The organism is Microcoleus anatoxicus (assembly GCF_042465725.1).
GTDB lineage: Bacteria > Cyanobacteriota > Cyanobacteriia > Cyanobacteriales > Microcoleaceae > Microcoleus > Microcoleus anatoxicus.
In genome coordinates, this window is sequence record NZ_CP120853.1 from 4,999,356 (window position 1) to 5,025,075 (window position 25,720).

Annotated in this window: 21 protein-coding genes; 13 read left to right on the forward strand and 8 right to left on the reverse strand. The window is 46.4% G+C overall.

Annotated features, from left to right (window positions below; all coding sequences use genetic code 11):
* Positions 1–368 precede the first annotated feature (368 nt).
* From P2A85_RS21645 to P2A85_RS21670, 6 genes are all read left to right on the forward strand, one after another.
* Positions 369–2,228, forward strand: coding sequence for an NAD(P)H-quinone oxidoreductase subunit F (locus P2A85_RS21645; protein ID WP_377475437.1), 1,860 nt, complete (start codon positions 369–371; stop codon positions 2,226–2,228).
* A 104-nt stretch (positions 2,229–2,332) separates the two neighbouring features.
* A complete protein-coding gene (locus P2A85_RS21650; protein WP_377475438.1) occupies positions 2,333–3,052 on the forward strand; it encodes a carbonic anhydrase in 720 nt (239 codons plus the stop codon).
* Between the two features lie 118 nt (positions 3,053–3,170).
* Positions 3,171–4,724 carry an NADH-quinone oxidoreductase subunit M gene (locus P2A85_RS21655; protein WP_377475439.1) on the forward strand — a complete coding sequence of 518 codons (1,554 nt, stop codon included), beginning with the start codon at positions 3,171–3,173 and terminating at the stop codon, positions 4,722–4,724.
* 449 nt (positions 4,725–5,173) lie between these two features.
* Positions 5,174–6,496: a CO2 hydration protein gene (locus P2A85_RS21660; protein ID WP_377475441.1), complete on the forward strand. Its 1,323-nt coding sequence runs from the start codon at positions 5,174–5,176 to the stop codon at positions 6,494–6,496.
* A gap of 213 nt (positions 6,497–6,709) precedes the next feature.
* Positions 6,710–6,916, forward strand: coding sequence for a hypothetical protein (locus tag P2A85_RS21665; RefSeq protein WP_377475443.1), 207 nt, complete (start codon positions 6,710–6,712; stop codon positions 6,914–6,916).
* A gap of 17 nt (positions 6,917–6,933) precedes the next feature.
* Entirely contained in the window at positions 6,934–10,782 is a 3,849-nt protein-coding gene (locus P2A85_RS21670) for an NACHT domain-containing protein (RefSeq protein ID WP_377475445.1), read from the forward strand.
* 10 nt (positions 10,783–10,792) lie between these two features.
* Here the strand turns inward: P2A85_RS21670 and P2A85_RS21675 are convergent, their stop codons facing one another.
* Positions 10,793–11,263 carry a hypothetical protein gene (locus P2A85_RS21675; protein WP_377475446.1) on the reverse strand — a complete coding sequence of 157 codons (471 nt, stop codon included), beginning with the start codon at positions 11,261–11,263 and terminating at the stop codon, positions 10,793–10,795.
* A gap of 168 nt (positions 11,264–11,431) precedes the next feature.
* On the opposite strand from P2A85_RS21675, the gene P2A85_RS21680 reads away from it, so the two are divergent.
* Positions 11,432–11,644 (forward strand): helix-turn-helix domain-containing protein, encoded by a 213-nt coding sequence (locus tag P2A85_RS21680; protein WP_006631306.1) that lies wholly within the window; start codon positions 11,432–11,434, stop codon positions 11,642–11,644.
* A gap of 85 nt (positions 11,645–11,729) precedes the next feature.
* The gene (locus P2A85_RS21685; protein ID WP_006631308.1) at positions 11,730–11,942 is read left to right on the forward strand and encodes a helix-turn-helix transcriptional regulator; all 213 of its coding nucleotides are present in this window, start codon (positions 11,730–11,732) and stop codon (positions 11,940–11,942) included.
* Between the two features lie 43 nt (positions 11,943–11,985).
* Here P2A85_RS21685 and P2A85_RS21690 read toward each other — a convergent pair whose 3' ends face one another.
* Positions 11,986–12,456 (reverse strand): hypothetical protein, encoded by a 471-nt coding sequence (locus tag P2A85_RS21690; protein WP_377475447.1) that lies wholly within the window; start codon positions 12,454–12,456, stop codon positions 11,986–11,988.
* 231 nt (positions 12,457–12,687) lie between these two features.
* Between P2A85_RS21690 and P2A85_RS21695 the strand changes: the two genes are divergently transcribed.
* Together P2A85_RS21695 and P2A85_RS21700 are read left to right on the forward strand one after the other, a co-directional pair.
* The gene (locus P2A85_RS21695) at positions 12,688–12,882 is read left to right on the forward strand and encodes a hypothetical protein (RefSeq protein ID WP_333211449.1); all 195 of its coding nucleotides are present in this window, start codon (positions 12,688–12,690) and stop codon (positions 12,880–12,882) included.
* A 151-nt stretch (positions 12,883–13,033) separates the two neighbouring features.
* Positions 13,034–13,228, forward strand: coding sequence for a hypothetical protein (locus P2A85_RS21700; RefSeq protein ID WP_293190080.1), 195 nt, complete (start codon positions 13,034–13,036; stop codon positions 13,226–13,228).
* A gap of 79 nt (positions 13,229–13,307) precedes the next feature.
* On the opposite strand, the gene P2A85_RS21705 is transcribed toward P2A85_RS21700, so the two are convergent.
* The 5 genes from P2A85_RS21705 to psaA all read right to left on the reverse strand — a co-directional run bounded on the left by P2A85_RS21705 (position 13,308) and on the right by psaA (position 20,358).
* Complete coding sequence (locus tag P2A85_RS21705) at positions 13,308–14,231, reverse strand: nuclease A inhibitor family protein (protein WP_377475448.1); 924 nt, start codon at positions 14,229–14,231, stop codon at positions 13,308–13,310.
* A gap of 57 nt (positions 14,232–14,288) precedes the next feature.
* Complete coding sequence (locus P2A85_RS21710) at positions 14,289–14,495, reverse strand: hypothetical protein (protein WP_377475449.1); 207 nt, start codon at positions 14,493–14,495, stop codon at positions 14,289–14,291.
* Between the two features lie 65 nt (positions 14,496–14,560).
* Positions 14,561–15,592 (reverse strand): DMT family transporter, encoded by a 1,032-nt coding sequence (locus P2A85_RS21715; protein WP_377475450.1) that lies wholly within the window; start codon positions 15,590–15,592, stop codon positions 14,561–14,563.
* Between the two features lie 137 nt (positions 15,593–15,729).
* Positions 15,730–17,955 (reverse strand): photosystem I core protein PsaB, encoded by a 2,226-nt coding sequence (psaB, locus tag P2A85_RS21720; protein ID WP_377475451.1) that lies wholly within the window; start codon positions 17,953–17,955, stop codon positions 15,730–15,732.
* Between the two features lie 108 nt (positions 17,956–18,063).
* Positions 18,064–20,358: a photosystem I core protein PsaA gene (gene psaA / locus P2A85_RS21725; RefSeq protein ID WP_377475452.1), complete on the reverse strand. Its 2,295-nt coding sequence runs from the start codon at positions 20,356–20,358 to the stop codon at positions 18,064–18,066.
* A gap of 648 nt (positions 20,359–21,006) precedes the next feature.
* Here psaA and P2A85_RS21730 point away from each other — a divergent pair.
* Both P2A85_RS21730 and arsM read left to right on the forward strand, forming a co-directional pair.
* A complete protein-coding gene (locus P2A85_RS21730) occupies positions 21,007–22,743 on the forward strand; it encodes a hypothetical protein (RefSeq protein WP_377475453.1) in 1,737 nt (578 codons plus the stop codon).
* Between the two features lie 78 nt (positions 22,744–22,821).
* Positions 22,822–23,790 carry an arsenosugar biosynthesis arsenite methyltransferase ArsM gene (gene arsM / locus P2A85_RS21735; RefSeq protein WP_377475454.1) on the forward strand — a complete coding sequence of 323 codons (969 nt, stop codon included), beginning with the start codon at positions 22,822–22,824 and terminating at the stop codon, positions 23,788–23,790.
* Between the two features lie 154 nt (positions 23,791–23,944).
* On the opposite strand, the gene P2A85_RS21740 is transcribed toward arsM, so the two are convergent.
* On the reverse strand, positions 23,945–25,264 hold the full coding sequence (locus P2A85_RS21740; RefSeq protein WP_377481630.1) for an IS4 family transposase: 1,320 nt from the start codon (positions 25,262–25,264) through the stop codon (positions 23,945–23,947).
* 112 nt (positions 25,265–25,376) lie between these two features.
* Between P2A85_RS21740 and P2A85_RS21745 the strand changes: the two genes are divergently transcribed.
* Entirely contained in the window at positions 25,377–25,673 is a 297-nt protein-coding gene (locus tag P2A85_RS21745) for a hypothetical protein (protein WP_377473255.1), read from the forward strand.
* Positions 25,674–25,720: the final 47 nt, after the last annotated feature.

The following is a 25,720-nucleotide window of genomic DNA, read 5'->3' on the forward strand; positions in this document are numbered from 1 at the left end:
TCGAGTCCGCTGGCCATCTGATATCAAATCCGTTGGTATCGTCCTGTATTCATCTCTCTCTTCTCCTCCTCTGTGCCCTCTGCGCTCTCTGCGGTTAAATCATTCCGATACAACCGTAAACGATATTATAAGTAGAGTTTATAGGTACAGATAAATATGGTGAATCAGAAATATGAAAATTTAACGCAATACTTAATATAAAATTAATAAGTCTATTCTGAAGCGCCTAGTCTCAAGACAACCAGTAACTGGAAGACTGACGCAAAAAATGCATCTACTTCTGAATTCTGGCTTTCCCATACTGTAGTCAGGGCGATCGGAATTATTCTCAGATTATTAAATTTTTGTAACCTTTACAGGTAATGCCAATGGCTCAAATCCTACTCCAGACCGTTTGGTTTATACCTTGCTATCCACTCATCGGCGGAGTTTTGTCGATGCTGTGGTTTCCGGCTGTCACCCGTCGCACGGGGCCAAGACCATCCGGTTATCTTAATGCCATATTCACATTCCTTGCTTTCGTACACGGCGTCATCGCCCTCACAGCTATCTGGAACCAACCAGCACAACAACAGTTCATTCCCTGGCTGAATGTTGCAGGTTTAGACTTAACCATTCCCGTCGAAATCTCTAGTGTCACCGTCGGGGCGACAGTTTTGGTTACGGGACTGAACTTGCTGGCCCAGATTTATGCCTTTGGTTACATGGAAATGGACTGGGGCTGGGCTAGGTTCTTTTCCCTGATGGGGCTGTTTGAAGCGGGGATGTGTGGCTTAGTGCTCTGCAATTCCCTGTTTTTCAGTTACATGATTTTGGAAGTTCTCACTTTGGGCACCTACCTGCTAGTCGGGCTGTGGTTCAATCAGTCTTTGGTGGTGACGGGAGCTCGCGACGCTTTCTTAACCAAGCGGGTAGGAGACTTATTCCTGCTGATGGGAGTAGTCGCAATTTTGCCACTGGCTGGAACTTGGAATTTTGATGAGTTGGCCGTGTGGGCTCAAACAGCGAACCTCGACCCTACTGTAGCCGCCCTGTTGGCCTTGGCTTTGATTGCCGGCCCCATGGGGAAATGCGCGCAGTTTCCCTTGCACTTGTGGCTGGATGAAGCGATGGAAGGGCCTCTGCCGGCCACAATTTTGCGGAACACTGTAGTTGTGGAAACCGGTGCTTGGATTTTGATTAAGTTGCAGCCGGTGATTGCTTTGTCGTCGATTGGGGTGACAACAACTATTGTTGTTGGTGTGGCGACGGCGGTGGGTGCTTCCTTGATTGCGATCGCCCAAATTGACATCAAGCGCACGCTTTCCTATATAGTTAGCTCATACATGGGCTTAGTATTTATCGCCGTCGGCACGGGACAAACCGACACAGCCCTGACATTAGTATTTGCTTACTCTTTGGCAATGGGCTTGCTGGTAATGAGCATCGGTTCGGTAGTTTGGAACAGCATCACTCAGGATGTCCGTTCTCTCGGCGGTTTGTGGAGAAAACGTCCGATATCGGCAATATCGTTTATTGTCGGTAGCGCTGGATTGGTGGGACTGCCACCCTTCGGCTGTTTCTGGACTTTATCAGAATTAGCATCTGGGCTTTGGGAAACTCACCCTTTGCTGTTAGGAATAGTTTTGTTTGTCAACGGTGTCACTGCTTTTGGCTTGGTGCGCGTCTTCGGTTTAGTTTTTGGTGGCAAACCAAAGCAAATGACTGAACGTTCGCCGGAAGTTCACTGGCCTTTCATCTTGCCGATGATGATTTTAATGGGCTTTACTTTGCACGTTCCGCACTTGCTGGCTGCGTGGCAGTTATTACCTGTGGCAAGTTTGAATTATACCACAACTGGACTGCTAGTTTTGTCCACGGCGATCGGCATTGGTACGGGAGCATTTGTTTACCTGAATGAGAAATGGGAAAAACCAGTGCGAATTGGTTCTGAAGCCCTGCAAGACTTTTTTGCCTACGACTTTTACACGGCAAAACTTTACCGCGTGACAGTGATATTTGCCGTTGGTTTAGTGGCTCAAATTATCTCTTGGATCGATCGCAATATTGTTGACGGATTCGTAAATCTCATCGGTTTTGCAACGGTTTTCGGTGGGCAAAGTCTCAAGTACAACGTTAACGGTCAAACTCAGTTTTATGCCTTAACAATTCTGTGCGGAGTTGCACTATTGGGACTGATAGTAAGCTGGCCGCTGCTAGCTCGCCTGTCGCTGATTGTCGGCGGGTAAATAGATCTAAGATTTAAGATTTTAGGTGACACTTTTAATCTAAAATCTTAAAAAGATGAAGTCTTTAACCAAGATTTCCAACTCGAACCAACAAGGCAGAATCAATGAACTCAAATAACAGACAAGTCAATCTTTCCCGGCGCAATTCCCTCAAATTTGTCGCAGGTGCGATCGGTACAGGGATACTCGCAGCACGAGCAGGCGCTGATTTAGCTGCACCGGAACCAGCAATTGCCCAAAATGACATGACTCCCGATGCAGCTCTGAAACAGTTAATGGACGGAAACAAGCGGTTTGTTGACAGAAAACGCCAAAATCCCAACCAAGATTTAGTTCGCCTCGCCGAAGTTGCCAAATCTCAAAAACCCTTTGCTGCGATTCTCGGCTGTGCAGATTCCCGCTTTCCTTCCGAGATGATCTTCGATCGGGGATTGGGAGATTTATTTGTCTGTCGCGTGGCCGGAAATGTGGCTACTCCAGAAGAAATTGGCAGCCTGGAATTTGGCACCTTGGTATTGGGAGCAAAAGTGCTGGTGGTAATCGGACATAAAAGGTGCGGTGCGGTAGATGCAACTATCAAAGGCGCTCAAGTTCCCGGTCAAATTGGCAGTTTGCTCGACGCCATTAAGCCGGCTGTAGAAAGCTCGAAAGACCAAGGGGGCGATCGTCTAGAAAATGCCTCAAAAGCCAATGTTTTGCTGCAAGCTAAAAGGTTGAAAGCATCTCCAGTTATCTCTAAGTTAATTGAGGAGAAAAAACTGAAAGTTGTTGGTGGATACTACGATTTAGACACGGGTGCAGTCAATATTCTTGTTGATTCGTGATGCAATTTTGGCTTGATAATAGGGGGAATAGTTAACATCAAAAATCTCAAATTATCAAACACAAAAGCGTGCAAAATAGATTCTTTACTCTTCACTCTTCACTCTTCACACTTTAATTATGCTTAGTGCCTTGCTCTGGTTGCCCGCGTTGGGCGCTGCGGTAGTCGGGTTCTTGCCCGGAAATATCAATAGAATGCGTCTGCGCTCAATAGCCTCGGCTTTTGCTGCTGTTGTGTTCCTTTTGAATCTCTGGCTGCTGACTCAATTCGATCAAGCCAATTCGGGACTGCAATTTCAAGAATATTTGCCTTGGATTCCGCAATTAGGTTTAAGCTACAACTTGGGCATTGATGGCTTGTCTTTGCCACTGCTAGTTTTAAGCGCATTACTGACGGCATTAGTCATTTTTGGGACTGGGGAAAATATGGAACGCCCCCAGCTTTACTACGCTTTAATTTTGCTAATAAATGCTGGTATTGCTGGAGCTTTGATGTCTCAAAATTTGCTACTGTTTGTACTGTTTTACGAAATAGAATTAATTCCTTTTTATCTGTTGATTGCGATTTGGGGTGGCAAGCAGCGAGAATATGCTGCAATGAAGTTTCTAATATACACCGCCGTTTCGGGACTTTTGGTGCTGGGAGCATTTTTGGGTATTGCTTGGTTGAGCGGTTCTTTAAACTTCGATTACAGCGCCATTAATACTCAAGAATTTCCCTTGAAAGTGCAGTTGATACTGTTAACAATTCTGCTGATTGGGTTTGGAATTAAAATTCCCTTGGTGCCACTACACACTTGGCTACCGGATGCTTACGTGGAAGCTTCCCCAGCCACAGCAATTCTGTTGGGCGGTATTTTGGCGAAGTTGGGAACTTACGGTTTAGTTAGGTTCTGCTTGCAGATGTTTCCTGAAACTTGGACAATTATTGCTCCTGGTTTAGCGATTATCGGCACGGTGAGCGTGATGTATGGCGCTTTGAGTGCGATCGCCCAAAGAGACATCAAGCGCATGGTAGCCTATAGTTCGATCGGACATATGGGATACATCCTGGTAGCCTGTGCAGCGGGCACGAAGCTAGCCTTAATCGGCGCTGTCGGGCAAATGGTAAGCCACGGTTTGATTTTAGCTTTGCTATTTTATTTAGTAGGTATCATCGAAACCAAAGTCGGCACGCGGGATTTGGACGTGCTCAACGGCTTGATGAATCCGATGCGGGGTTTACCGACGGCAAGTTCGCTGTTAGTTTTGGGTGGGATGGCAAGTGCTGGTATTCCTGGTTTGGTCGGTTTTATTGCCGAATTTTTAGTATTTCAGGGCAGTTTTTCCATCTTTCCAATTCCCACTTTAATCTGCATTTTAGCTTCGGGTTTAACAGCCGTTTACTTTGTCATTCTACTCAATCGCACCTGTTTTGGGAAATTGGATAACGCTACGGCTTACTATCCTGCTGTTACCTTTGGCGAAAATATGCCAGCGCTGGTTTTGGCGGGTATCATTTTTGTTTTGGGAATTCAGCCCGGTTGGTTGCTCAAGTGGAGCGAATCGACTACAAATGCGATCGTTGCTACTCTTCCGGCTGACAAAAATGCTCAAGTAGCTATTAGTTATTCCCTAGAAAAGTCGGCGATTGAAATCGCGTCTACACAAACGAAGTCCGCCTCCGCGGACTAAGAAAAGTCGGCGATTGAAATCGCGTCTACACAAACGAAGTCCGCCTCCGCGGACTAAGAAAAGTCGGCGATTGAAATCGCGTCTACACAAACGAAGTCCGCCTCCGCGGACTAAGAAAAGTCGGCGATTGAAATCGCGTCTACACAAACGAAGTCCGCCTCCGCGGACTAAGAAAAGTCGGCGATTGAAATCGCGTCTACACAAACGAAGTCCGCCTCCGCGGACTAAGAAAAGTCGGCGATTGAAATCGCGTCTACACAAACGAAGTCCGCCTCCGCGGACTAAGAAATTAACTGGTTCCTAGGCTCTGCCTGGGAACCGATATCCAGAGGATCTGCCTCGCTTTTGAGTAGGAAAATTGGAGGCAGAGCCTCCGGTTCTGCGTTACCAGGCAGAGCCTGGGAACGAGTAGAAAGATTTAAGAATTCACTCAAACTAAGGAAGAAACAATGGTACAAACTCCTAATAAACCGGCAACTAAACTACCTCCTTCCAAGCACGAATTTGCCGATGTAATTCATCGGCTAGAAGCTGGTGGCGCGATGATTCCAGATACGCCGGAAAATCTGATGCAAATCATCGCTATTTGGAAAGCTTATGCAGTCCCGATGGACTTCTATTGGCGGGATTTGCTTTACATCGCTGAACGGGTATTTTTACACCCGCTTCCTTTCTTTAAATACTTCTTACCACAGGAGTATTTAGACTTGCAAAATCACTATGCAGGTGACGGTGCAGATTTGCGAATCTGGCGGGGGACAGGAAGCGTTCACCCTGAACTTTTGGAGTTCATGGAAAAGGGAGAAACTGGTAAACTACCGCGACTGTTTCACCATTTGTGGCACGATCGCATTAACATGGAATTTGCCGAAGAGTGCATGAGATCTATGCTGTGGCACCGGGGCTTGTACGTCCCAACCAATCAATTCGATCCTTATTTGGATAGTGACGAATATAAAGCTAATGCCGATCGCGCCATTAAAGCTTACTTCAAAAAAGACCCGTTCATGCTGGGACTTCATGCAGCATTTCCAGAAATGTTTTTAGAACAATGCCGCCAAATGTCTTATTACAGCAATCTCGGTTTATTCTGGGAAGTAATGGCGCCGGTGTTTTTTGAAGTTTCGGATCTTTACGATGAAGGGAAAGTTACCACAGTTCCCGAAGCGATGGATTTCCTAGTAAATGGGATATTTGCGATCGCCGGAAGGCCCATTTACCACCACGTCCAAATCGACGGCGAAACCTACGAAATTATCCCCAAATCTAAGGGTTTCACATGGCTTTACGAAGCAGCATTACCTTACGTAGAAGCTGTATTTTACCGCACTTCGCCGTTCCGAGGAACCAAATCTTACAACGCGCAAGCCAAGGAAGTTCCCGACGATCAAAAAGACTTCCACTACGGAGTGTTGTATGCAGACAAATTCCCCGTAGGTACGGCAGGAATTCCACCGACATTGCTAGCCCAAGATATGTTGCATTTCTTGCCGCCTTACTTGCTGGATTTCTACAAAGGGCGCTGTCGTGGCGAAGATGATATCCTCAATCAAATTGGGGTGACTTTTCAGCGATCGATGTACTGTGTAACTTCCGCAGTATTTCAAGCATTGCGGACTGCGCTGTTATATCCTTTGGACGACCCAAATCCGAAGCATTTGAAAGCAAATCGAGCATTTTTCGAGTCACAGATCGATCGCTTCTGCCGCCCAGAATACGGCATGAAATATGCAGCGAAATTGAATAGCATTCAGACTTCCGATTACAGGTAAAGACTGTTTAGGTGCGAGTCCACGAGTCCGCCAGGGGTTTAAACCCCTGGCTCAAAGCTCAAGTAGGTTGAAACCGACTGGGGAACATGAGAGCTTTTGAATTGGTATAATATTAAATCAGTTGGCATCAAAATTATTATACATCTCTCTCTTCTCTTCCTCTGCGCTCTCTGCGCTCTCTGCGGTAAAAAAAATCCAATCTAAAAAAGAATCATGAATAGCCAAGATGTAGCAAAATATATCGAAGCCACCGATGGGAGTTCCAAACCTTGGCTGTTAGTGCAACTGCGCCTCAAAAAACTGCAAGAAAGGCGATCGGAAATTTCTGCCGAAGAATATGTTACAGAACTTACCGACATTCACCAAGACTTAATGAATCTGGGGGAATGGTGGCTCGGCATCGAAGATGAAGTATTTTAAACTATGATTCATTTCAGATGAAAACCGCTGGCTGCAACCAGAGTGCGATCGCCTATCATAAAAATAACCCCCTTGCAGCGCATCAGGAGAACCCTCGAATGTCAGATCCGATTACCTTGGGCTTACTTTTCACAGTCGCTTGGCAAGGCATTCTCGGCACTCAAGTCAATGATGCAGCAAAGCACCTCTGTTTGACAGGGATAAAAAACATATCACGAAACGGAAAAATTGTCAATCACGATTTAGAAAAAGCGCTAAAAACATCTTTCCTGAAAGCTCAACAACAAATCGCCTCAGAATGCAAACAGGAAATCGACCCCAAAAATACAGCGAACCGAGAGAGTTTTGCCTATTCGCTGCAAGACAGGCGCAGGGATTTCGATTGGTTGAAACGAAAGCTGGAAAAACTCAAATTAGAATTAGAACAAGTTAACAAAGAAACAGTCCCGTCTGGGATTCCTATTGCAGGTTTAGATGAGATAGAATTGCTGCTGACTGCGACAGATGAGTTAAAGCAGAATCAGGTTGAAAAACTCAAGCAAAAACTGCTAGAAGTTGCCCTAGAAAATTGCGATGTCGCACCTTACAAGACAAAGTTAGAGCAAGAATTATTTGATTTATTATCAGCATACTTTGCTCAGGAAGTCAAGGAAAACGACAAAGTTTTTCAGATTTTTACGGGGCAGAGTTTAACGCGGATTGATAGCACAACTCAAGAGATGCACGCTTGGCTTCAGGAGATTGTGGAAAAGAGCCGCATTGTTTATCAACCGATTGACTGGCGGGATATTTGCCAGCAGATTTTAGACGAGAAAGAACAGCAGCGACTTAGTAGCAATCAATTGACTTTTGGCAACCATCAAATTGATGATGTTTATGTGCCGCTGGGATTGGTGGAACGGCACAAAGTGACTGAGAAGCGCGAGAATTTGGGGGCTGAAGAAGGTTCGGATTTGTATCGAGAAAAAGAAGTTACTCAAACCTTTCAAAATAGCGAGTTTCTAGAACAAGTAATCCAGCAAGGAAGCAGCCCGAAAAGCAATGGGAAGCGGTTAGGAATTATCGGGGAACCGGGGGCGGGAAAAACAACGCTGTTGCGGCAGATTGCGAATTGGGTAGCGACGGGCATTTCCGAGGCTATGGTAATTTGGGTATCCTTGGCGGATTTGCAGGGGAAGGATTTAGAAACCTATTTATTTGACAATTGGCTGTTGGCGGCAATTAAGAGGGTTGGGAAGGCTGAGGCGACGGCGGATATTAAGGATGATTTTTTAGCTTTGTTTAATGCCGATCGCATTTGGTTGGTGTTGGATGGGGCGGATGAGATGGCTGCGGGTGATGGGAATCCTTTGGCGGAAATTGAGCGGCAAATTAGGACGGGTGGCTGTATTCAAAGGGCGCGAATTGTGCTAAGTTGTCGGCAGAATGTCTGGGATGCGATCGGCACTGCGTTGGATAGTTTTGATACTTATCGCACTCTGGAATTTTCCTATCCCGAACAAGTGGAAATGTTTATTGATAAATGGTTTGGAACCCTCGCTAACCCGCAGTTTGGAACCCCCCCTAGCCCCCCCTTGGTAAGGGGGGGGACAAGAGAAGAAGGGGAAACTATCGATCGGTTTGGAACCCCCCCTAACCCCCCCTTGGTAAGGGGGGGGACAAGAGAAGATGGGGAGCAGATAAGAGAAGATGAAACTCTTGCTCCCCCCTTAGCAAGGGGGGCTGGGGGGGTTCTTTCTCAACAATTACCAGAAGCCGGAGAAACTCTTGCTCCCCCCTTAGCAAGGGGGGCTGGGGGGGTGCTTTCTCAACAGCTACGGGAAGCATTAGCAGCATCAGGAAAAGAGCGAATTCGAGACTTAGTAAAAAACCCCCTGAGATGTTCGCTATTGTGCGGCACTTGGCAATCCTTGGATGGTGATTTACCAGATACTAAGGCTAAACTTTATCAGCGGTTTGTGACTACTTTGTATCAGTGGAAAAAACCGCACTTGAATTGGATTCAGCAGCAGGATTTGAATGCGGCTTTGGGGAAATTGGCACTTTCAGGGATGTTAAATGAAACGTCGCGGTTTCAGTTGCGAGAAAGTGTGGGATATCGGGTGATGGGTGCATCGCAGTTTGAGTTAACTTGTCGTTTGGGTTGGCTGAATTTAGTGGCGAGGGATGCGGAGACGCTGGAGGGGATTTATGCTTTTTACCATCCGACTTTTCAGGAATATTTTGCGGCGTTGGCGGTTGAGGATTGGCACTTTTTCTTGAATCACATTCCCCCAGAGGGCGGGCACGCACCATCCACCGCCCCTACTGGGGTGTACCGGATTTTTGAGAAGCAGTGGAAGGAGGTTATTTTGCTGTGGTTGGGGCGTGAGGAGGTAGGGAAGGAGGAGAAGGAAGGGTTTATTCAGGCTTTGGTTGAGTTTGAGGATGGGTGTGATGATTTTTATGGATATCGGGCATATTTTCTAGCGGCTGCGGGGATTGCTGAGTTTAAGGATTGTAGTTTTGCTGATGAGATTGTGTCGCAGGTTATTAAGTGGGGCTTTGGTTATTTTAATGAGGAAAAACACGAGTGGCAAACATTTCCAGCTCCACTTGCAAAAGGATCAAGGGAGATACTGAAAGAGACCGATCGGGAAAGGGCTATCTCCGCTTTAGTCAAGTTAATCGGTACTTCACAGAATGAAGATACTCGGACGCTAGTGGCATTTAGCTTAGGGGAAATAGACAAAGATAATCCTGTTGTGATCGCCGCTTTAGTTGAGTTAATTCGCAATTTTGGTGATGAATATACCGGGATGACACCTACATATGGCTCATGGAAAATAGACGAAAATATCCCACTGGCGATCACCGCAGTCAAATTAATCCGCAATTTAGGTCATGAAGATACTCGGGTGCAAGTGGCAGAAATCTTAGGAGCAATAGGCAGAGATAGCCCGGAAGCAATCCGCATTATAGTTGAGTTAATACGTACTTCTCAGGATGAATCTACCCGGAGACAAGCAGCAGAGAGTTTAGGCGAAATAGGGAAAGATAGCCCAGAAGCAATCCGCATTTTAGTCGAGTTAATCCGTACTTCTCAGGATGGATTAACTCGGTGGCAAGCGGCACATAGTTTAGGTAAAATAAGCCAAGATAACCCAGTTTCAGTCCAAGCCTTAGTCGAGTTAATCCGCAATCCAGGTGATGAAAATACCAGGTGGCTAGCAGGATTTAGCTTACGGGAAATCATGAAAGGTAAACACTTCGCCACCGCAGTCTCAGGATTGAAAAATTGCCTAACTTCCCAAGACCTGAAAAAGAGTTTTAATCGCTATAACAACTGCTATCAAGTCATCTGGGACGGTGCCCAAAATATGACTTACCCAGAATTTTATCAAGCATGGCACACCCAACCCACCAATTCCCCAATACCCGACACCCACCGACAAAATACAGATATCCCCACACTCCTCAAACAACTCCAACCCACCGATAAAACCTGCCCCGTTCCCCTCAACATACGCGCCTTAGAAGGCGAAACCGATACAAGTGCGATCGCCCAAGAGCTCTGTACCCAACTATATCAAACAATCTTCCCCGCAGATACAGACATCCCCGCCATTCGCAACGCCCCCGAATTCAAGCGATTAATTCCCCAACTCAAAAACCGCCTCCAAAAACAGCACATCGCCTTAATTTTGCACTCCTGTCCCTGCGAAGATGCGCTTTCGTCTTTCACCCGCAAACTCGCCGACAGTCACATGGGTATTCATATCGCCTGGATTACCGATACACCGCTGGAATTGCCGTTAACAGGTTTTGCGGCGGATGCAGATGATTTGTTCGATGCGGTGCACAATTGGATTGAAGCGATTGGTTAGCGATCGCCCTTTAAAATTTCTCCATCAAATCTTTTTCTGCGGCATAAACATCCCGTAGCTGTTGTAGCGCCGCCCCAGAAATCGCCGATTTAAGTTTAGCTACCAACAGTCCCCACTCCAACAAGCTGTCAACAGAAACAGCCTCTTTGAACTTGTGCGTGTAGAATTTAGTCCAAAATAGCGGTGCTAGCTTGCTTTTCCAGCGTTTGTACCATCTGCCAAAATCTTGAAGCGCGGGCTCATTTACTCCCACAATTGGCGGAAAATCGGCGTAGCTGACAAACCGGCTGATGTGTTTGGCGTGCACGTAAACCATGTAGCGACAGCATTCTATCCGGTAAATGTCGTCTACTGAGATATTGAACAGCAGTGCGACTGTTTCTTCTGTGACAAATCTCGCCAGGGGATGCAGGATGGGCGATTTGTGAATTATTTTGGATTCTGCGATCGCCGATGATTTTCTCGAAGTATCTGATATCATAGTAAGTGCCTATTCTGATTGTAGATAAATCTATTGATGGTAGGTCAGACAGCTAGTAACTGTCTATTGAAGTTTTGAAAACGATCGCCCTTTAGTTTTCCATGCCGGAGGGCGATCTGCTTTTTCAGATAAAATTATTGTAAGGTGTTATAACACCCATTGTCAAGCATGGGTTTAGTTAGAATTAAAGTCAGAGAACTAGCCGCCGAGAAAGGCTGGACATTCAAGGAAGTTTCAGAACGTTCTGGGGTTGTGTACAACACTGTCAAGCATTATGCTCGTTGTCCTGGGCTGACAACCGTTGACTTTACCTTACTGCTGAAATTAGCTCGAACTTTTGATGTGATGATTGAGGATTTGGTTGAGGTTTTGGAAGAATAGCCGATCGCCCTTAGTTGTCCAGACGTGAGGCGATCGCTTTTTCAGATACAATTATCTTAAAACGCAACTGCATTATTTGTCAAGCATGGGTTTAGTCAGAGTTAAAGTGCGAGAGCTAGCGGCTGAGAGGGGCTGGACATTTAAGGAGGTGGCTGAGCGATCGGGCGTGATCTACAGCACCATAACCAGCTATGCTCGTCGTTCCGAAATTTCAATGGTTGACTTTACGGCCCTGTATAAGTTAGCGCGGGCGTTTGATGTGATGATTGAGGACTTGGTGGAGATTATTGAGGAATAGGTCGATCGACCTTTCGGATTGCGATCAAGTGACGCTCGCATATTCAAAAATTTTCCCGCCAATATTTTTCGTATACATAAGCATCTCGCAGTTGTTGCAAAGCTGTTTCTGAGAACAGGGATTTGACTACAGCTACCAAGAGGCCCCATGCAAGCTGTTTATCAGCAGTAGTAGCGTTTTTGAATTGATGGGTATAAAACTGTGTCCAAAAATCAGGTGCTTTTTTGCCTTTCCAGCGTTTGTACCATCTGCCAAAATCTTGAAGCTTTGGTGATTCTACTCCTAAAATTGGGGGAAAATCGGCATAGCTGACAAACCGACTGATTCCTTTGGCGTGCACGTAAACCATGTGGCGACAGCATTCGATCCGGTAAATTTGGTCTGTTGAGATATTGAACAGGAGTGCAACTGTTTCTTCTGTGACAAATCTTGCCAGCGGATGAAGGACTGGGGACTTGTGGAGAATTTTTGAGCTGGCGAGGGTGCTTGATTTTAGCTGGAATGATGCTATCATGGTAAGTCAGACAGCTAGTAACTGTCTATTTAAGATGGTAAGTCAGACAGCTAGTAACTGTCTATTTAAGTTTTGAAGGCATCGCCCTTAAGTTTTATAGACGGGGGCGATGGCTTTTTTGTGATTTTTAAAATTATACCATGATGAACTGTAGTTAGTCAAACATTATCGTGCTTAATGTGACCTAGGATGCTAACATCAAGGAAAGTTATTAATAGTTGATTATTCTTCGTGGCTAAAACTAATACGGCGATCGCGGTCAGTTCCGTGATTAAGGAAGTCATTCAAAAACAAGCCCTAGCGACCAGACTAACCCAGAAGGAAGTCGTGTATTTGGGAATGCTGGCAATTGATGCACTCGACAAGGAAAGCCGCCAAGAGTTGGCTGACAAGGTGCATCAAATGCAGATGAATGGTGAGATTTGAGGGGTTGAGGTCGATCGCTCTTTGCCACATCTCCAATATAAACGCTGTGCTTCGTCTTGTCAAGACGCGCTTAAACATTTGGCACCGCAGCTAAAACCTTAGCTTAAAGGTGCTAAGATTTAGTCAAAGTTGTTAATCTCCCGTTAGTTTTGTGACTAGAGCCAGTACCGCGATCGGAGTCAGCCCAATTATCAAGGATATAGTGCAGAAAAAGGCGCTAGCAACCAGACTAACGCTGAAGGAAATCATCTATGTCGGAATGCTGGCGATCGACGAGTTGGACGAAAAGCGCTTGCAAGAATTGGCTGATAAGGTGCATCAAATGCAGGTTAATGGTGAGATTTGAGGGGGTGAGGGCGATCGGGCTTTTGGTGAAGTGAGGGGAATGCGATTCAGTCCGCTCCCACAGAATAGTTGTGCCGCTGTCAAGGATTGTAGTCCATTAAGCTCAAGTATTTCAAGCCAATCCAATCACCGCGTTCGGTACAGCCAAACTTGTATCCGCATCCAACATCCCAAAAGCACAACATATATTGTTTTTGGTATTGCAGGTATTCATGCACTAACTCATTAGCAGGTTCCTCCTCAGAAAAGTCATGATAATTTATGTTGAAATAGTAAATGTCATCATCCAAAAACTTGCCTACCTTCAGAGCTTTTTCAATTGCTGTAGCTTCCTCAGAAGCTGCTGTGCAAAAAATCTGATGATGGTGGCTGTATTCGTTGTAGTAACCAGTCACTTTAATAGGTTGAAATTTTGCAATAATTTTACGAATTCGATCGTGTAAATCTCGCGTTACCAAGTTGGGTGAGTCACAGGAAGTTAGTGACGCAAATGCTGGATGATACGAGTTACCGTATCGATTCCAAACTTGGTCTGGAACGGTAGGAGCAAGACAAATCCAGTCCGAATCAGGAGTTTGACCCACAATTATATAAATCTTAAATTGGCCCGCCCCCCGACGATAGTTGAGGCTAGCTTCAATACTACTCAAACTGTAAACTTTAAGGTTCTGCAAACTCTTTTTTAAGAAGTATGCTAAAGCATTGTAATACTGGAAATGCTGTGACTGTAAATATGGATTCCAGGATTTATCTTTACGTTTTCGTCGAGGTGATGCGTATTCATAACCCGGATATTCCTTGGGGTCAATAGGCAATCCGCGTCGCTCTATGAGTTTCCATGCTGTAATGGCTCGATCTATATCTGCAAGCTGAACAAAGCCTTCTGAGACTAACAGATTCCAGGCATTCAGGCTTCCTCTACGCTGTGTATCCCACCAAAATGGGTTCAAACGTTTGGCATAGTGTTTCAACTTGTTGATGAGTTGCTCTGTCTCTGGGTGCATATCACTATGTGAACTACCTACAGGCTCATGTTAAAGATAGGGAATGCGATCGCACTTTTATTCCCGCTTGACAGACTCAGCCAACCGCTTCGCATTCTCCCGCCGATGAACATTAATCGGACTGTTACGAATATCAGCTTCAACCATCGCAATTAGTTCATCTAGTGTTTGAGTCCAAGCTTCCAGCATTCGATTGCTGTCCCGAAGCATCGCGACAGTTTGCTTAACTTTCTCTGGATCGGGAATTTGTTTTTGCTCGTTCATAGTATGTTCCAATCCCTTTTAAGCTTTGACTCGATCGCCCCTTAACGAAGGCTGGGTATTAACCATTAAATCCCTTTGAATCCCACTTCCATATCCATCTCTTTTGCCGGACTTACAGGAGGTTGAGGCGCGGATTGGGTTTGGTTGCGAAAAACGCCAATTTGATTGAGAACGATCCCGATTAAAATGATGCTGCCGCCGATGTATTGAGCCGTGGTTGGTGTTTCGGATAAAATCAAATAGGCGGCTAAAATCCCCGCGATCGGACTAAACGAACTGGCGAGGGATACATCTGCAGCGCCCGTCGTTTTTAGTCCGGTAAACCAGCACAGTTGTCCGCCAACAACAATAATCGCACCATAGACGAGCATCCACTGCCAGAGGAAGGGCGAAAAAACATCGATAAAGTGGGTGGGAGTATATAAGATTAAAACGACAATAAAGAAAACAACTGTTCCCAGTGTTGTTCTGATAATCGAGAACAATCCTAACGGAATTTGTTTGAGCGTGACTTTACTAATAATCGTCGAAATGGCTAAGGCGATCGCCCCTCCTGCTGCCATGAATTCGCCTCTGCCGATCGTCAATCCGCCCATGCCCATCATATTGGTGGTCGGTGCTTGCAATACAATAGTCAGTGCAACACCCACAAACGAAATGATCGCCCCCGCAATTACCCAAAGATTGACGCGATCGCCCAAAATTAAAATGGACAGCGCTAAAATGAGAGGCGGCTCGATGCGTCCGATAAGTACCACATTATTGACAGCGGTTAAATCCAACGCAATAAAAGTTAAGGCTGGAGCCAATGCCCCAGACAGCAAAGAAATTCCGATCAACGCCCACCATGTTTTACCGGGAATCGAGCGAAAATTTTGTACCGTACATTGCTGGCGATAAACCAGGAATAAAACTGCTAACGCGCAGAGATTCCCTACAAATAAAACATTACAAACTGAAATCAAATTTCTGCCGTCTATCGGGTTCTGCCCTCCTAAATCGGTCAGTTTGCGAATGACAGAGTTAGAGGCAGCAAAAATGAGGATTGCTAGTAATAGATAGGTTCGTCCAGGGATGCGGTTGAATAATTGAGACACGGTGATATTAACATGAATATATCATGCGATATCTTCCTTATACCACTGTTGCGTGGTAGTTGACACAAATATACCAAAAAATCCCCCGCCAGAAGGCAGGGGATTTCATTTAATTACCTAGAAACCAGAGTTCAGAATTACCCGAATTTCCCGGCCGTCGAGGCAATTACAAAGGCCGCGTAAGTGAAGACATTACCCACCGTAAAGTGAACTAAGCCAACCAAACGACCTTGGACGATAGAAAGAGCAACTGGCTTGTCCTTCCAGCGAACCAAGTTCGCCAAAGGAGTGCGCTCGTGAGCCCAAACCAAAGTCTCGATCAACTCTTGCCAGTAACCTCTCCAAGAGATCAGGAACATGAAACCAGTTGCCCAAACCAGGTGTCCGAATAAGAATATCCAGGCCCAGATAGACAAGTTGTTCGTACCATACGGGTTGTAACCGTTGATCAACTGAGAAGAATACAGCCAGAGGTAATCGCGGAACCAGCCCATCAGGTAGGTAGAAGACTCATTGAACTGAGCCACGTTACCTTGCCAGATGCCTAGGTGCTTCCAGTGCCAGTAGAACGTTACCCAAGCTAGGGTGTTCAACATCCAGAAGACAGACAGGTACATCGCGTCCCAAGCAGAGACATCGCAGGTACCGCCACGGCCGGGGCCGTCGCAAGGGAAAGCATAACCGAAGTCTTTTTTGTCCGGCATCAGCTTAGAACCGCGTGCATCCAGAGCGCCCTTGACCAAGATCAAGGTGGTGGTGTGCAAGCCAAGGGCGATCGCGTGGTGAACCAAGAAATCGCCAGGTCCGATCGCTAAGAACAGAGAATTTGTACTGCTGTTGATTCCTTCCAACCAGCCTGGGAGCCATACGTTACCGTAGTTTGGCCAAGCGGTAGCAGCAATGCTGTCAGGGTTGGAAAGTAGCACGTCCATGCCGTACAGAGCCTTCCCGTGAGCAGCTTGGATGAACTGTGCGAACACTGGTTCAATCAAGATTTGCTTTTCAGGAGTTCCGAAAGCGACAACGACGTCGTTGTGAACGTACAAGCCGAGAGTGTGGAAGCCCAAGAACAGCGATACCCAGCTCAGGTGAGAGATAATCGCTTCTTTGTGCTGAAGGACGCGATCGAGCACGTTACCTTTGTTAGCTTCAGGATCGTAGTCCCGCACCAAGAAGATAGCTCCGTGGGCGAAAGCACCGACCATGATGAATCCAGCAATGTACTGGTGGTGCGTGTACAACGCAGCCATTGTCGTATGATCCTGCGCCATGAAAGCGTAAGGAGGCATAGAGTACATATGCTGTGCAACCAAGGATGTGATTACACCCAAAGCTGCCAAGTGCCAGCCCAATTGGAAGTGCAGCGAGTTGTTGTAGGTCTCATAAATGCCTTGGTGAGGCATATTGAAAGGGCCTTCAACTTTTTTGCCAAAGAAGTCTTTAGCGTCACACATTTCTTTGATGTTGTGACCGATACCGAAGTTAGTCCGGTACATATGGCCAGCAACAATAAACAAGACAGCGATCGCCAAATGGTGATGAGCAATGTCAGTCAACCAGAGGGATTCTGTTTGGGGGTGGAAGCCGCCCAAGAAAGTCAGAATTGCAGTTCCTGCGCCTTCGGAAGTACCGAATACGTGGCTTGCAGCATCTGGGTTTTCGGCGTATACGCCCCAGTTACCTGTGAAGAAAGGAGCCAAACCAGCCGGGTGAGGAGGGGTAGACAAGAAGTTGTCCCAACCTACGTGCTGTCCGCGAGATTCGGGGATAGCAACGTGAACCATGTGACCAGTCCAAGCCAAAGAGCTGACACCGAACAAACCAGCCAAGTGGTGGTTGAGGCGAGATTCAGCATTCTTGAACCAAGACAAGCTGGGGCGGTACTTAGGCTGGAGGTGCAACCAACCAGCAAACAGGAAGACAGAAGCCAGAAGTAGCAAGAAGATAGCTCCTTGATACAAGTCAGCATTCGTCCGAATCCCTTGAGTAAACCACCAATGGTAAACACCAGAGTAGGAGATGTCCACCGGATTGGAAGCGCCAGCTTGAGTGAAAGCCTCAACTGCTGGAGCGCCGAATTGCGGGTCCCAAATCGCGTGAGCGATCGGGCGGACGTTTAGAGGGTCTTTAATCCACTGTTCAAAGTTACCTTGCCATGCTACATGGAAGAGGCTGCCGGAAGTCCACAAGAAAATGATTGCTAGGTGGCCGAAGTGAGAAGCAAAAATCTTTTGGTAAAGATTTTCTTCGGTCATGCCATCGTGGCTTTCAAAGTCGTGTGCTGTGGCAATCCCGTACCAGATCCGCCGTGTAGTCGGGTCTTGGGCAAGGTCTTGGCTAAATTTTGGAAATTTGGTTGCCATAAGCCTTGATAAATCCTGAATCCTGAACGTTGAAGGGGTTCGGTTCGGAGGTTTGGGTTCCGGGTTTGAGAGCGATCCCAAATCCAGAATCCAAAACCTGGAGGTAGTTTAACCTACCGAGATGATTCGCGCTAAGAAGAATGCCCACGTCGTGACAATTCCTCCTAGGAGGTAGTGAGCTACACCCACAGCCCGACCCTGAGTAATGCTCAGAGCGCGAGGTTGAATCGAAGGAGCTACCTTGAGTTTATTATGAGCCCAAACAATGGACTCAATCAATTCTTGCCAGTAACCACGACCGCTGAACAGGAACATCAAGCTAAAGGCGAAGACAAAGTGTCCAGCTAGGAACATCAGACCGTAGGCCGACAGTGCCGAACCGTAGGACTGAATCACCTGAGAAGCTTGAGCCCACAGGAAGTCACGCAACCAACCATTGATCGTGATCGCACTTTGTGCGAAATTACCACCGGTGATGTGAGAAATTGTGCCATCTGAATCGACGGTTCCCCACACATCCGACTGCATTTTCCAGCTAAAGTGGAAAATCACGATGGAGATGCAGTTATACATCCAGAACAAGCCCAAGAAGACGTGATCCCAACCTGAAACTTGGCAGGTGCCGCCACGGCCAGGGCCGTCGCAAGGGAACCGGAAGCCCAAGTTGCCTTTGTCAGGCACCAAGCGAGAACTGCGTGCGAACAACACGCCCTTCAAAAGAATCAGAACTGTAACGTGAATTGTGAAAGCGTGGATGTGGTGGATCATGAAATCCGCCGTACCCAACTCGATCGGCATCATCGCTACTTTGCCGCCTACTGCTACAGCACCGCCGCCAAAAGCGTGACTGACGATTTCCATAGCATTAGGAGCTGTGTTACCCGGAGCCGCAGCGTGAATATTTTGTATCCACTGGGCAAATACTGGGCGCAATTGAATCCCCGTATCCGAGAACAAATCTTGAGGACGACCGAAAGCGCGCATCGTGTCGTTGTGAACGTATAAACCAAAGCTGTGGAAGCCTAAGAATATACAAACCCAGTTCAAGTGAGAGATAATTGCATCTCTGTGGCGGAGTACCCGATCGAGCAAGTTATTCACGTGCTGCGCCGGATCGTAATCCCTAACCATGAAGATTGCTGCGTGAGCCGCTGCTCCCACAATCAGGAATCCGCCAATCCACATGTGGTGGGTGAACAGGGATAGCTGAGTCGGGTAGTCGGTCGCGATGTACGGATAGGGAGGCATCGCGTACATATGTTGAGCCACGATGATGCTGATCGAGCCCATCCAGGCCAAGTTCCACGACAGTTGGGCGTGCCAAGACTGTGTGAAGATTTCGTACATCCCTTTGTGGCCTTCGCCAGTGAAGGGACCTTTGTGAGCTTCCAAAACTTCTTTAAAGCTGTGGCCGATGCCCCAGTTAGTACGGTAGAAGTGTCCGGCGACGATGAACAGCACTGCCAACGCTAAGTGATGGTGCGCTGTATCGCTCAGCCACAAACCGCCTGTGGTGGGATTCAGACCGCCTTTAAAGGTCAGGAAGTCAGTGTATGCGCCCCAGTTGAGGGTGAAGAAGGGCGTTAAACCTTGAGCGAAGCTGGGGTAGATGTCAGCCATCAAGCCCGGGTTAAAAAGCCACTCATGTGGCAGCGGGATATCGGCAACTGTTTTAATCAGTTTGCCACCTACTGTCAACGGTGAGCCTGCATCGATCGCGTCCATGCAAGCATTGATCGGCAGAGCAACGTGAATTTGTTGTCCTGCGAAGCCCAAGCAGCCGCAGCCTAGCAAACCTGCCAAGTGGTGGTTCATCATCGATTCCACGTTCTGGAACCATTCCAGTTTCGGAGCGCGGACGTGATAGTGGAACCAACCGGCAAACAGCATCAAAGCTGCCATTACCAATGCGCCGATCGCAGTGCAATATAGCTGGTATGAGTTAGTGATGCCGTTGGCGCGCCACAGTTGGAACAGACCCGAAGTGATCTGAATCCCGTGGAAACCGCCACCTACATCTGCATTTAAAATTTCTTGACCAAAAATAGGCCAGACCACTTGAGCACTAGGTTTGATACCTGTCGGGTCTGTTAGCCAAGCTTCGTAGTTGGAAAATTTAGCGCCGTGGAAATATGCGCCGCTTAACCAAACGAAAATTACTGCCAAATGGCCGAAGTGAGCGCTAAAGATTTTGCGCGAAACGTCTTCTAAATCACTGGTATGACTGTCGAAGTCGTGAGCGTTAGCGTGGAGGTTCCAAATCCAAGTGGTTGTTTTTGGTCCCTTAGCTAGAGTGCGATCGAAATGTCCCGGTTTAGACCACTTCTCGAAGGAAGTTGGAACGGGATCTTTATCGACTACTACTCTAACTTTTACCTCTCGCTCTGGAGGACTAATGGTCATGAAGACTCTCCTCTCGATAAGACAAGGAACGAGAACTGATATTGTTTTTGACACTCCCCGGCTTTTTGGTACGGGGATTCTCGGTTCACCGATACAGCTTGCATTTAACTCTTTGCAGAATCAGACACACTTGCTGTATCTCCCCAAGCGTTGCGCTTCTTGACCGAAGCCAGTTTCCCAGTGTCCCTGGGTACTGTTAACTACTTTCGCTATTTGATTCGCCGAATCGCAGCCTTTATTTTGTGCTGCTCCTCTTGCTCATCTTGCGGCGGTTTTATGAATTATAAGCTTGTCAGAGAAGTATTAATCGCTTGTTAACAATACTTAAAAAAGTCACATTTTTTGATGTAATAATCAATTGAATCTCCACAGTACATCACAAAAGTCAAGGGGTGTTGGCATTAAATTTACAAAACTCAAAGATAACGGTATGGAAGAATGTCGATCTATATAGACTTGTTTTGCAAAAAGCCGCCGGAGTTATTAGCTTGATTCCCAATCGGCACCAACTATCGGATTAGTCCTGGACAACCACCTCACTTGATCCCGGAGTCTCTCCCAAATTCTCGATCGCCAAAATCCCAATTACTCAACTCAGTTTTGGGCTATAGTTCCCTATGAGAAGGCTTCTAGGAGTATGGTTGCGTGATGGGAATCAATTGGCTGAGGAAGACTGCGGGCAGGCTGCTGGTATTGCTCGCAGCAGCAGTATTAATTTTAGGTATCACAAGTTGCGGCAACAATCATCCCGACTTGCCAACATCCAGCAACAAGAGCAATTCCGTCCCCACCCCGGTCACAAAAATCTCAGAGGTTTCCCCCCCGGTAGGCATTCAAAAACTGCGTCAGGCGTTAGAAAGCTACCAACCTCAAGTTAGTATTTTGAATCCCAAGCCAGACCAAGTGCTTGAGGACACCTATATATCTGTACGACTCCAAGTCAAAGACTTGCCGATTTTCAAAGATGCGAACCTAGGCTTGGGTCCCCATCTTCAGGTGTTGTTAGACAATCAACCCTATCAGGCAGTTTATGACACAAACCAGCCTTTAGAGTTATCTGACTTAGAACCCGGAACCCACACCCTGCGAGTTTTTGCATCTCGCCCTTGGGAAGAAAGCTTTAAAAACGAGGGTGCTTACGCCCAAACAACCTTTCACGTTTTCACCAAAACTGAGGATAATAATCCCGATCGCAATTTACCCCAGCTCACCTACAACCAGCCCCAAGACACCTACGGGGCCGAACCCATCATGCTGGACTTTTACTTGAAAAACGCTCCCCTGCATCTAACCGCTCAAGAAAACTCCCAAGATGAAATACTCGATTGGAAAATTCGAGCCACAGTCAACGGAGAAAGTTTTACGATCGACCAATGGCAACCTATATATCTGAAAGGATTCAAACCAGGGAAAAACTGGGTACAGCTAGAATTTATCGACGAACTGGGAAATCCCATCAAAAATGCCTTTAATAATACAGTCAGACTGATAAATTACCAACCCCAAGGCCAAGATACCCTTTCTAAAATAGTGCGAGGCGAACTAACAGCAGCAGCATCTGGCGGTATAGTCGATCGCACCTACAAACCCGAAACACCAAAACCCGAACCCAAACCCACACCAGCACTAGAAACACCAAATGTCAAACCATCTCCTGCGGTGGTTCCAGAAACTCCACTTGCTAAACCCAGTCAAGAGCCAAAACAGGCTCCTGAAGTCGCACCAATTCCACTCAGCGAACCAGAACCAACAGCAACAACAGAAATAGACACACCCAAAATAGCTGAGCAAATTCCACTCAGCGAACCAGAACCAACAGCAACACCAGAAATAGACACACCCACAATAACTGAGCAAATTCCACTCACCGAACCAGAACCAACAGCAACACCAGAAATAGACACACCCACAATAACTGAGCAAATTCCACTCACCGAACCAGAACCAACAGCAACACCAGAAATAGACACACCCACAATAACTGAGCAAATTCCACTCACCGAACCAGAACCAACAGCAACAACAGAAATAGACACACCCAAAATAGCTGAGCAAATTCCACTCAGCGAACCAAAACCAACAGCAACAACAGAAATAGACACACCCAAAATAGCTGAGCAAATTCCACTCAGCGAACCAAAACCAACAGCAACACCAGAAATAGACACACCCACAATAACTGAGCAAATTCCACTCACCGAACCAAAACCAACACCAACACCAGAAATAGACACACCCAAAATAGCTGAGCCAACTCCACTCACCGAACCAAAATCTACCCCAATTTTACAAACAGTAAAACAAAAAATCAGCGAACTTATGAATAAATTCCGTAGCTTTCTGAATCAACTGACAGAACCGAAAACACCATCTCTCAACTTGTAGCCAAAACCACAAATATCAGTTGAAACCAAACAAAATCTTTCCCTATTCAACTCCATTCAAAAATCAGGACAATCACCAATGACCTACCTCGAAACAGCAGCAAAATTCTATAGCGAAGTAGCCGAAACCCCCCAAATCGGACTTTGCTGCGTCCAAAGCAGCCCCCTGCAACTGCCGGGATTAAACATTCCCGAACAAATGCAAGAGATGAATTACGGCTGCGGCACAACCGTTCACGCCGCCGAACTTGTAGGCAATCCAGTAGTGCTGTATGTAGGCGTTGGTGGCGGTTTGGAAGCACTGCAATTTGCCTATTTCTCCCGCAAAAAAGGAGCAGTAATTGCCGTCGATCCAGTTGCAGCAATGCGAGATGCCGCGACACGTAACCTGCAAATTGCCGCCCAAGAAAATGATTGGTTTGATGCTAATTTTGTGGAAATTAGAGCCGGAGATGCTTTTGCCTTACCCATGCCCGATGCTTCTGTAGATGTTGTCGCCCAAAATTGTTTGTTTAATATCTTTGAACCGGCGGATTTAGCTAAAGCATTAAAAGAGACTTATCGGGTGTTAAAACCGGGCGGCAGGTTGTTGATGAGCGATCCGATCGCAACTCGGACAATTCCCCAACATTTGAAGCAAGACGATCGCTTGCGGGCGTTGTGTTTGTCCGGTGCTCTAACCTACGCAGAATACGTTCAACACCTGGTAGACGTGGGTTTCGGGCAAGTGGAAGTGCGGGCTAGAAGGCCTTATCGATTGCTGGACAAACACAATTACAAATTGGATGCGGATTTGCTGTTAGAAAGCCTGGATTCGGTGTCTTTCAAAGTGCCTGTACCGGATGACGGAGCTTGCATTTTTACTGGCAAGACGGCGATTTATGCAGGGATGGAAGAGCTGTTTGATGACGGGGCTGGTCACATTTTGCAGCGGGGAGTTCCAGTGGCGGTTTGTGATAAAACTGCTAGGAAGTTGGAGGAATTAATGCCGGATAAGGTGTTAGTTACTGATTCGACTTGGCATTATAACGGCGGCGGTTGCTGTTAGATTTATTTCGGAATAATGTGGCTGTAATCTTTTGGGAATAGAGCGTTTCTCAAAGAAGTGAGGTGTGGGCGCTTCCTATGCCCTCTTGGCACCTCATGTTAGTGAGCCGTGGTATAGAGGTCTCTAATTTTAGACTTCGCCCATTGGTAACAAGTTAAGCTTGGATGGCTGTTGTCAAGGGGATTTGAGAAGATGCTTCAAAGAAAAAGCAGTCAGACCCTCGCTGTCGATCGGGGAAAGGTGCCACAATTAACTTAACGTTGGGTTTTCGTTGAGATTTAACAATACCTAAATCTCGATTTTCTGGCGCGGCGAAATACTCGATCAAGTCAGTTGCCTTACCTTTTTGATGAGCCACATAAAAATGGTAAAGACCCCTGTAAATCATCTCTAATGAAATCGAATCTATTGGTAAAGATAGTCGGTCAGCAACGGCATCACCTAAATCGACCAAGATTGCATAAAATATCCAAGTCCCCCAAATTTGAAGCTGGATGCCGTTGAGAGAACCTGTCCACAAATAACTTAATCCCAAAAGCCTTTTTACGGTATTAAAAGCATCTTCAATCCTCCAGCGCCTGCGATATAAATCTGCCACTACGTAGGGTGGTAAAACTTGAGGATCTAGTACGCTTGTCAAATAAGAATGCCAAGCTTTACCCGAACGAACTTCAATCAGACGTAAGGTAATAAATGGAGTTTTTGCTGTTCCCGAACCCAAACGTACCAGACTATCTCTCAGGTCGTAACTTTTGGTAAATACTTGCTTTACTTGAATGGCTGCTCCTTTTTTTAAACGAGTAATTAAGTGGATATCTGCTTCAATTAATTTGAGCCAAAAGCTAAAATGGTAAAATCCTCTATCCAGTAAGAGTAAGGTTTTACTTGGCACTAATTGCAGGATATTTTCTTCAAGCTTAACATCAGAAGCTCTCGGGTTTTCCTGAAACCAAATATCAACCGGGAGTCTGGTCATTAAATCTATGACCGTTGCCATTTTTCCTGCCAACTGCCCTTTGGGTATATGTTCGAGGCTTTTGAGCTTACAAAATAATGATTCGAGAGTTGAACTATCTACTATCCAAATTCTCGAAAATTTGGTCAAGGTAAATTGAATGCTTTCTGGTAAAGGTCGTTGGTTTCTCTGGTGCCAAGCAGTTCTTAAATTCGGTAATAAATTTTTGAATACTCCCTCAAATAATGTGGCGGGAAAACTTAAGAATCTTTGAGACATTGCTTGTTGACTGACTGTCGTAGGTCCGCACCACAAAAAACCTTCCCTTGCCAGCATTCTTGTAAGTTCTGTTACTCCAGCCACCTCTCGCCACAGTAGGGTTAATACTGCTGCTACCATCAACGGTAGGTTAAGAATTCTCCCTCGTAAACCTAGTTGACGGTAGTAATTTTCTTGTGAGGTAATGGCCGGTGTTAGTAATGCCGATAGTTGTGAGGCAATCTCCTCGTCTTCCACCATCGGTTTTGTAGTTTTTTTGGCGTGGTCACGGTTGGTTTTCTGACTTTTAGCCATATTTACTGACCTACACAATCGCTCAATTATTTGTCAATTATATCCTTCGATAATACCAATGCCCGCAACTGTTATCGATCGCCTGTCACTGTTATCGATCGCCTGTCACTGTTATCGATCGCCCGTCACTGTTATCGATCGCCTGTCACTGTTATCGATCGCCTGTCACTGTTATCGATCGCCCGTCACTGTTATCGATCGCCCGTCACTGTTATCGATCGCCCGTCACTGTTATCGATCGCCTGTCACTGTTATCGATCGCCCGTCACTGTTATCGATCGCCTGTCACTGTTATCGATCGCCCGTCACTGTTATCGATCGTGGTGCAACGCCAATCGAGTCCACAACTTATTAATAATGATAATCGTGCTTGGGTGAGAGAGTCCACCGCAGGAGGACTCT

Bases quoted from the DNA above. Each gene is read 5' to 3' on its own strand.
- P2A85_RS21655 (WP_377475439.1), top strand. From the start codon at position 3,171: ATGCTTAGTGCCTTGCTCTGGTTGCCCGCGTTGGGCGCTGCGGTAGTC.
- P2A85_RS21685 (WP_006631308.1), top strand. From the start codon at position 11,730: ATGGGTTTAGTCAGAGTTAAAGTGCGAGAGCTAGCGGCTGAGAGGGGC.
- P2A85_RS21645 (WP_377475437.1), top strand. From the start codon at position 369: ATGGCTCAAATCCTACTCCAGACCGTTTGGTTTATACCTTGCTATCCA.
- P2A85_RS21675 (WP_377475446.1), bottom strand. From the start codon at position 11,263: ATGATATCAGATACTTCGAGAAAATCATCGGCGATCGCAGAATCCAAA.
- arsM (WP_377475454.1), top strand. From the start codon at position 22,822: ATGACCTACCTCGAAACAGCAGCAAAATTCTATAGCGAAGTAGCCGAA.
- P2A85_RS21650 (WP_377475438.1), top strand. From the start codon at position 2,333: ATGAACTCAAATAACAGACAAGTCAATCTTTCCCGGCGCAATTCCCTC.
- P2A85_RS21710 (WP_377475449.1), bottom strand. From the start codon at position 14,495: ATGAACGAGCAAAAACAAATTCCCGATCCAGAGAAAGTTAAGCAAACT.
- P2A85_RS21705 (WP_377475448.1), bottom strand. From the start codon at position 14,231: ATGCACCCAGAGACAGAGCAACTCATCAACAAGTTGAAACACTATGCC.
- P2A85_RS21690 (WP_377475447.1), bottom strand. From the start codon at position 12,456: ATGATAGCATCATTCCAGCTAAAATCAAGCACCCTCGCCAGCTCAAAA.
- P2A85_RS21660 (WP_377475441.1), top strand. From the start codon at position 5,174: ATGGTACAAACTCCTAATAAACCGGCAACTAAACTACCTCCTTCCAAG.
- psaB (WP_377475451.1), bottom strand. From the start codon at position 17,955: ATGGCAACCAAATTTCCAAAATTTAGCCAAGACCTTGCCCAAGACCCG.
- P2A85_RS21670 (WP_377475445.1), top strand. From the start codon at position 6,934: ATGAAAACCGCTGGCTGCAACCAGAGTGCGATCGCCTATCATAAAAAT.
- P2A85_RS21665 (WP_377475443.1), top strand. From the start codon at position 6,710: ATGAATAGCCAAGATGTAGCAAAATATATCGAAGCCACCGATGGGAGT.
- P2A85_RS21745 (WP_377473255.1), top strand. From the start codon at position 25,377: ATGCCCGCAACTGTTATCGATCGCCTGTCACTGTTATCGATCGCCTGT.
- P2A85_RS21680 (WP_006631306.1), top strand. From the start codon at position 11,432: ATGGGTTTAGTTAGAATTAAAGTCAGAGAACTAGCCGCCGAGAAAGGC.
- P2A85_RS21740 (WP_377481630.1), bottom strand. From the start codon at position 25,264: ATGGTGGAAGACGAGGAGATTGCCTCACAACTATCGGCATTACTAACA.
- psaA (WP_377475452.1), bottom strand. From the start codon at position 20,358: ATGACCATTAGTCCTCCAGAGCGAGAGGTAAAAGTTAGAGTAGTAGTC.
- P2A85_RS21730 (WP_377475453.1), top strand. From the start codon at position 21,007: ATGGGAATCAATTGGCTGAGGAAGACTGCGGGCAGGCTGCTGGTATTG.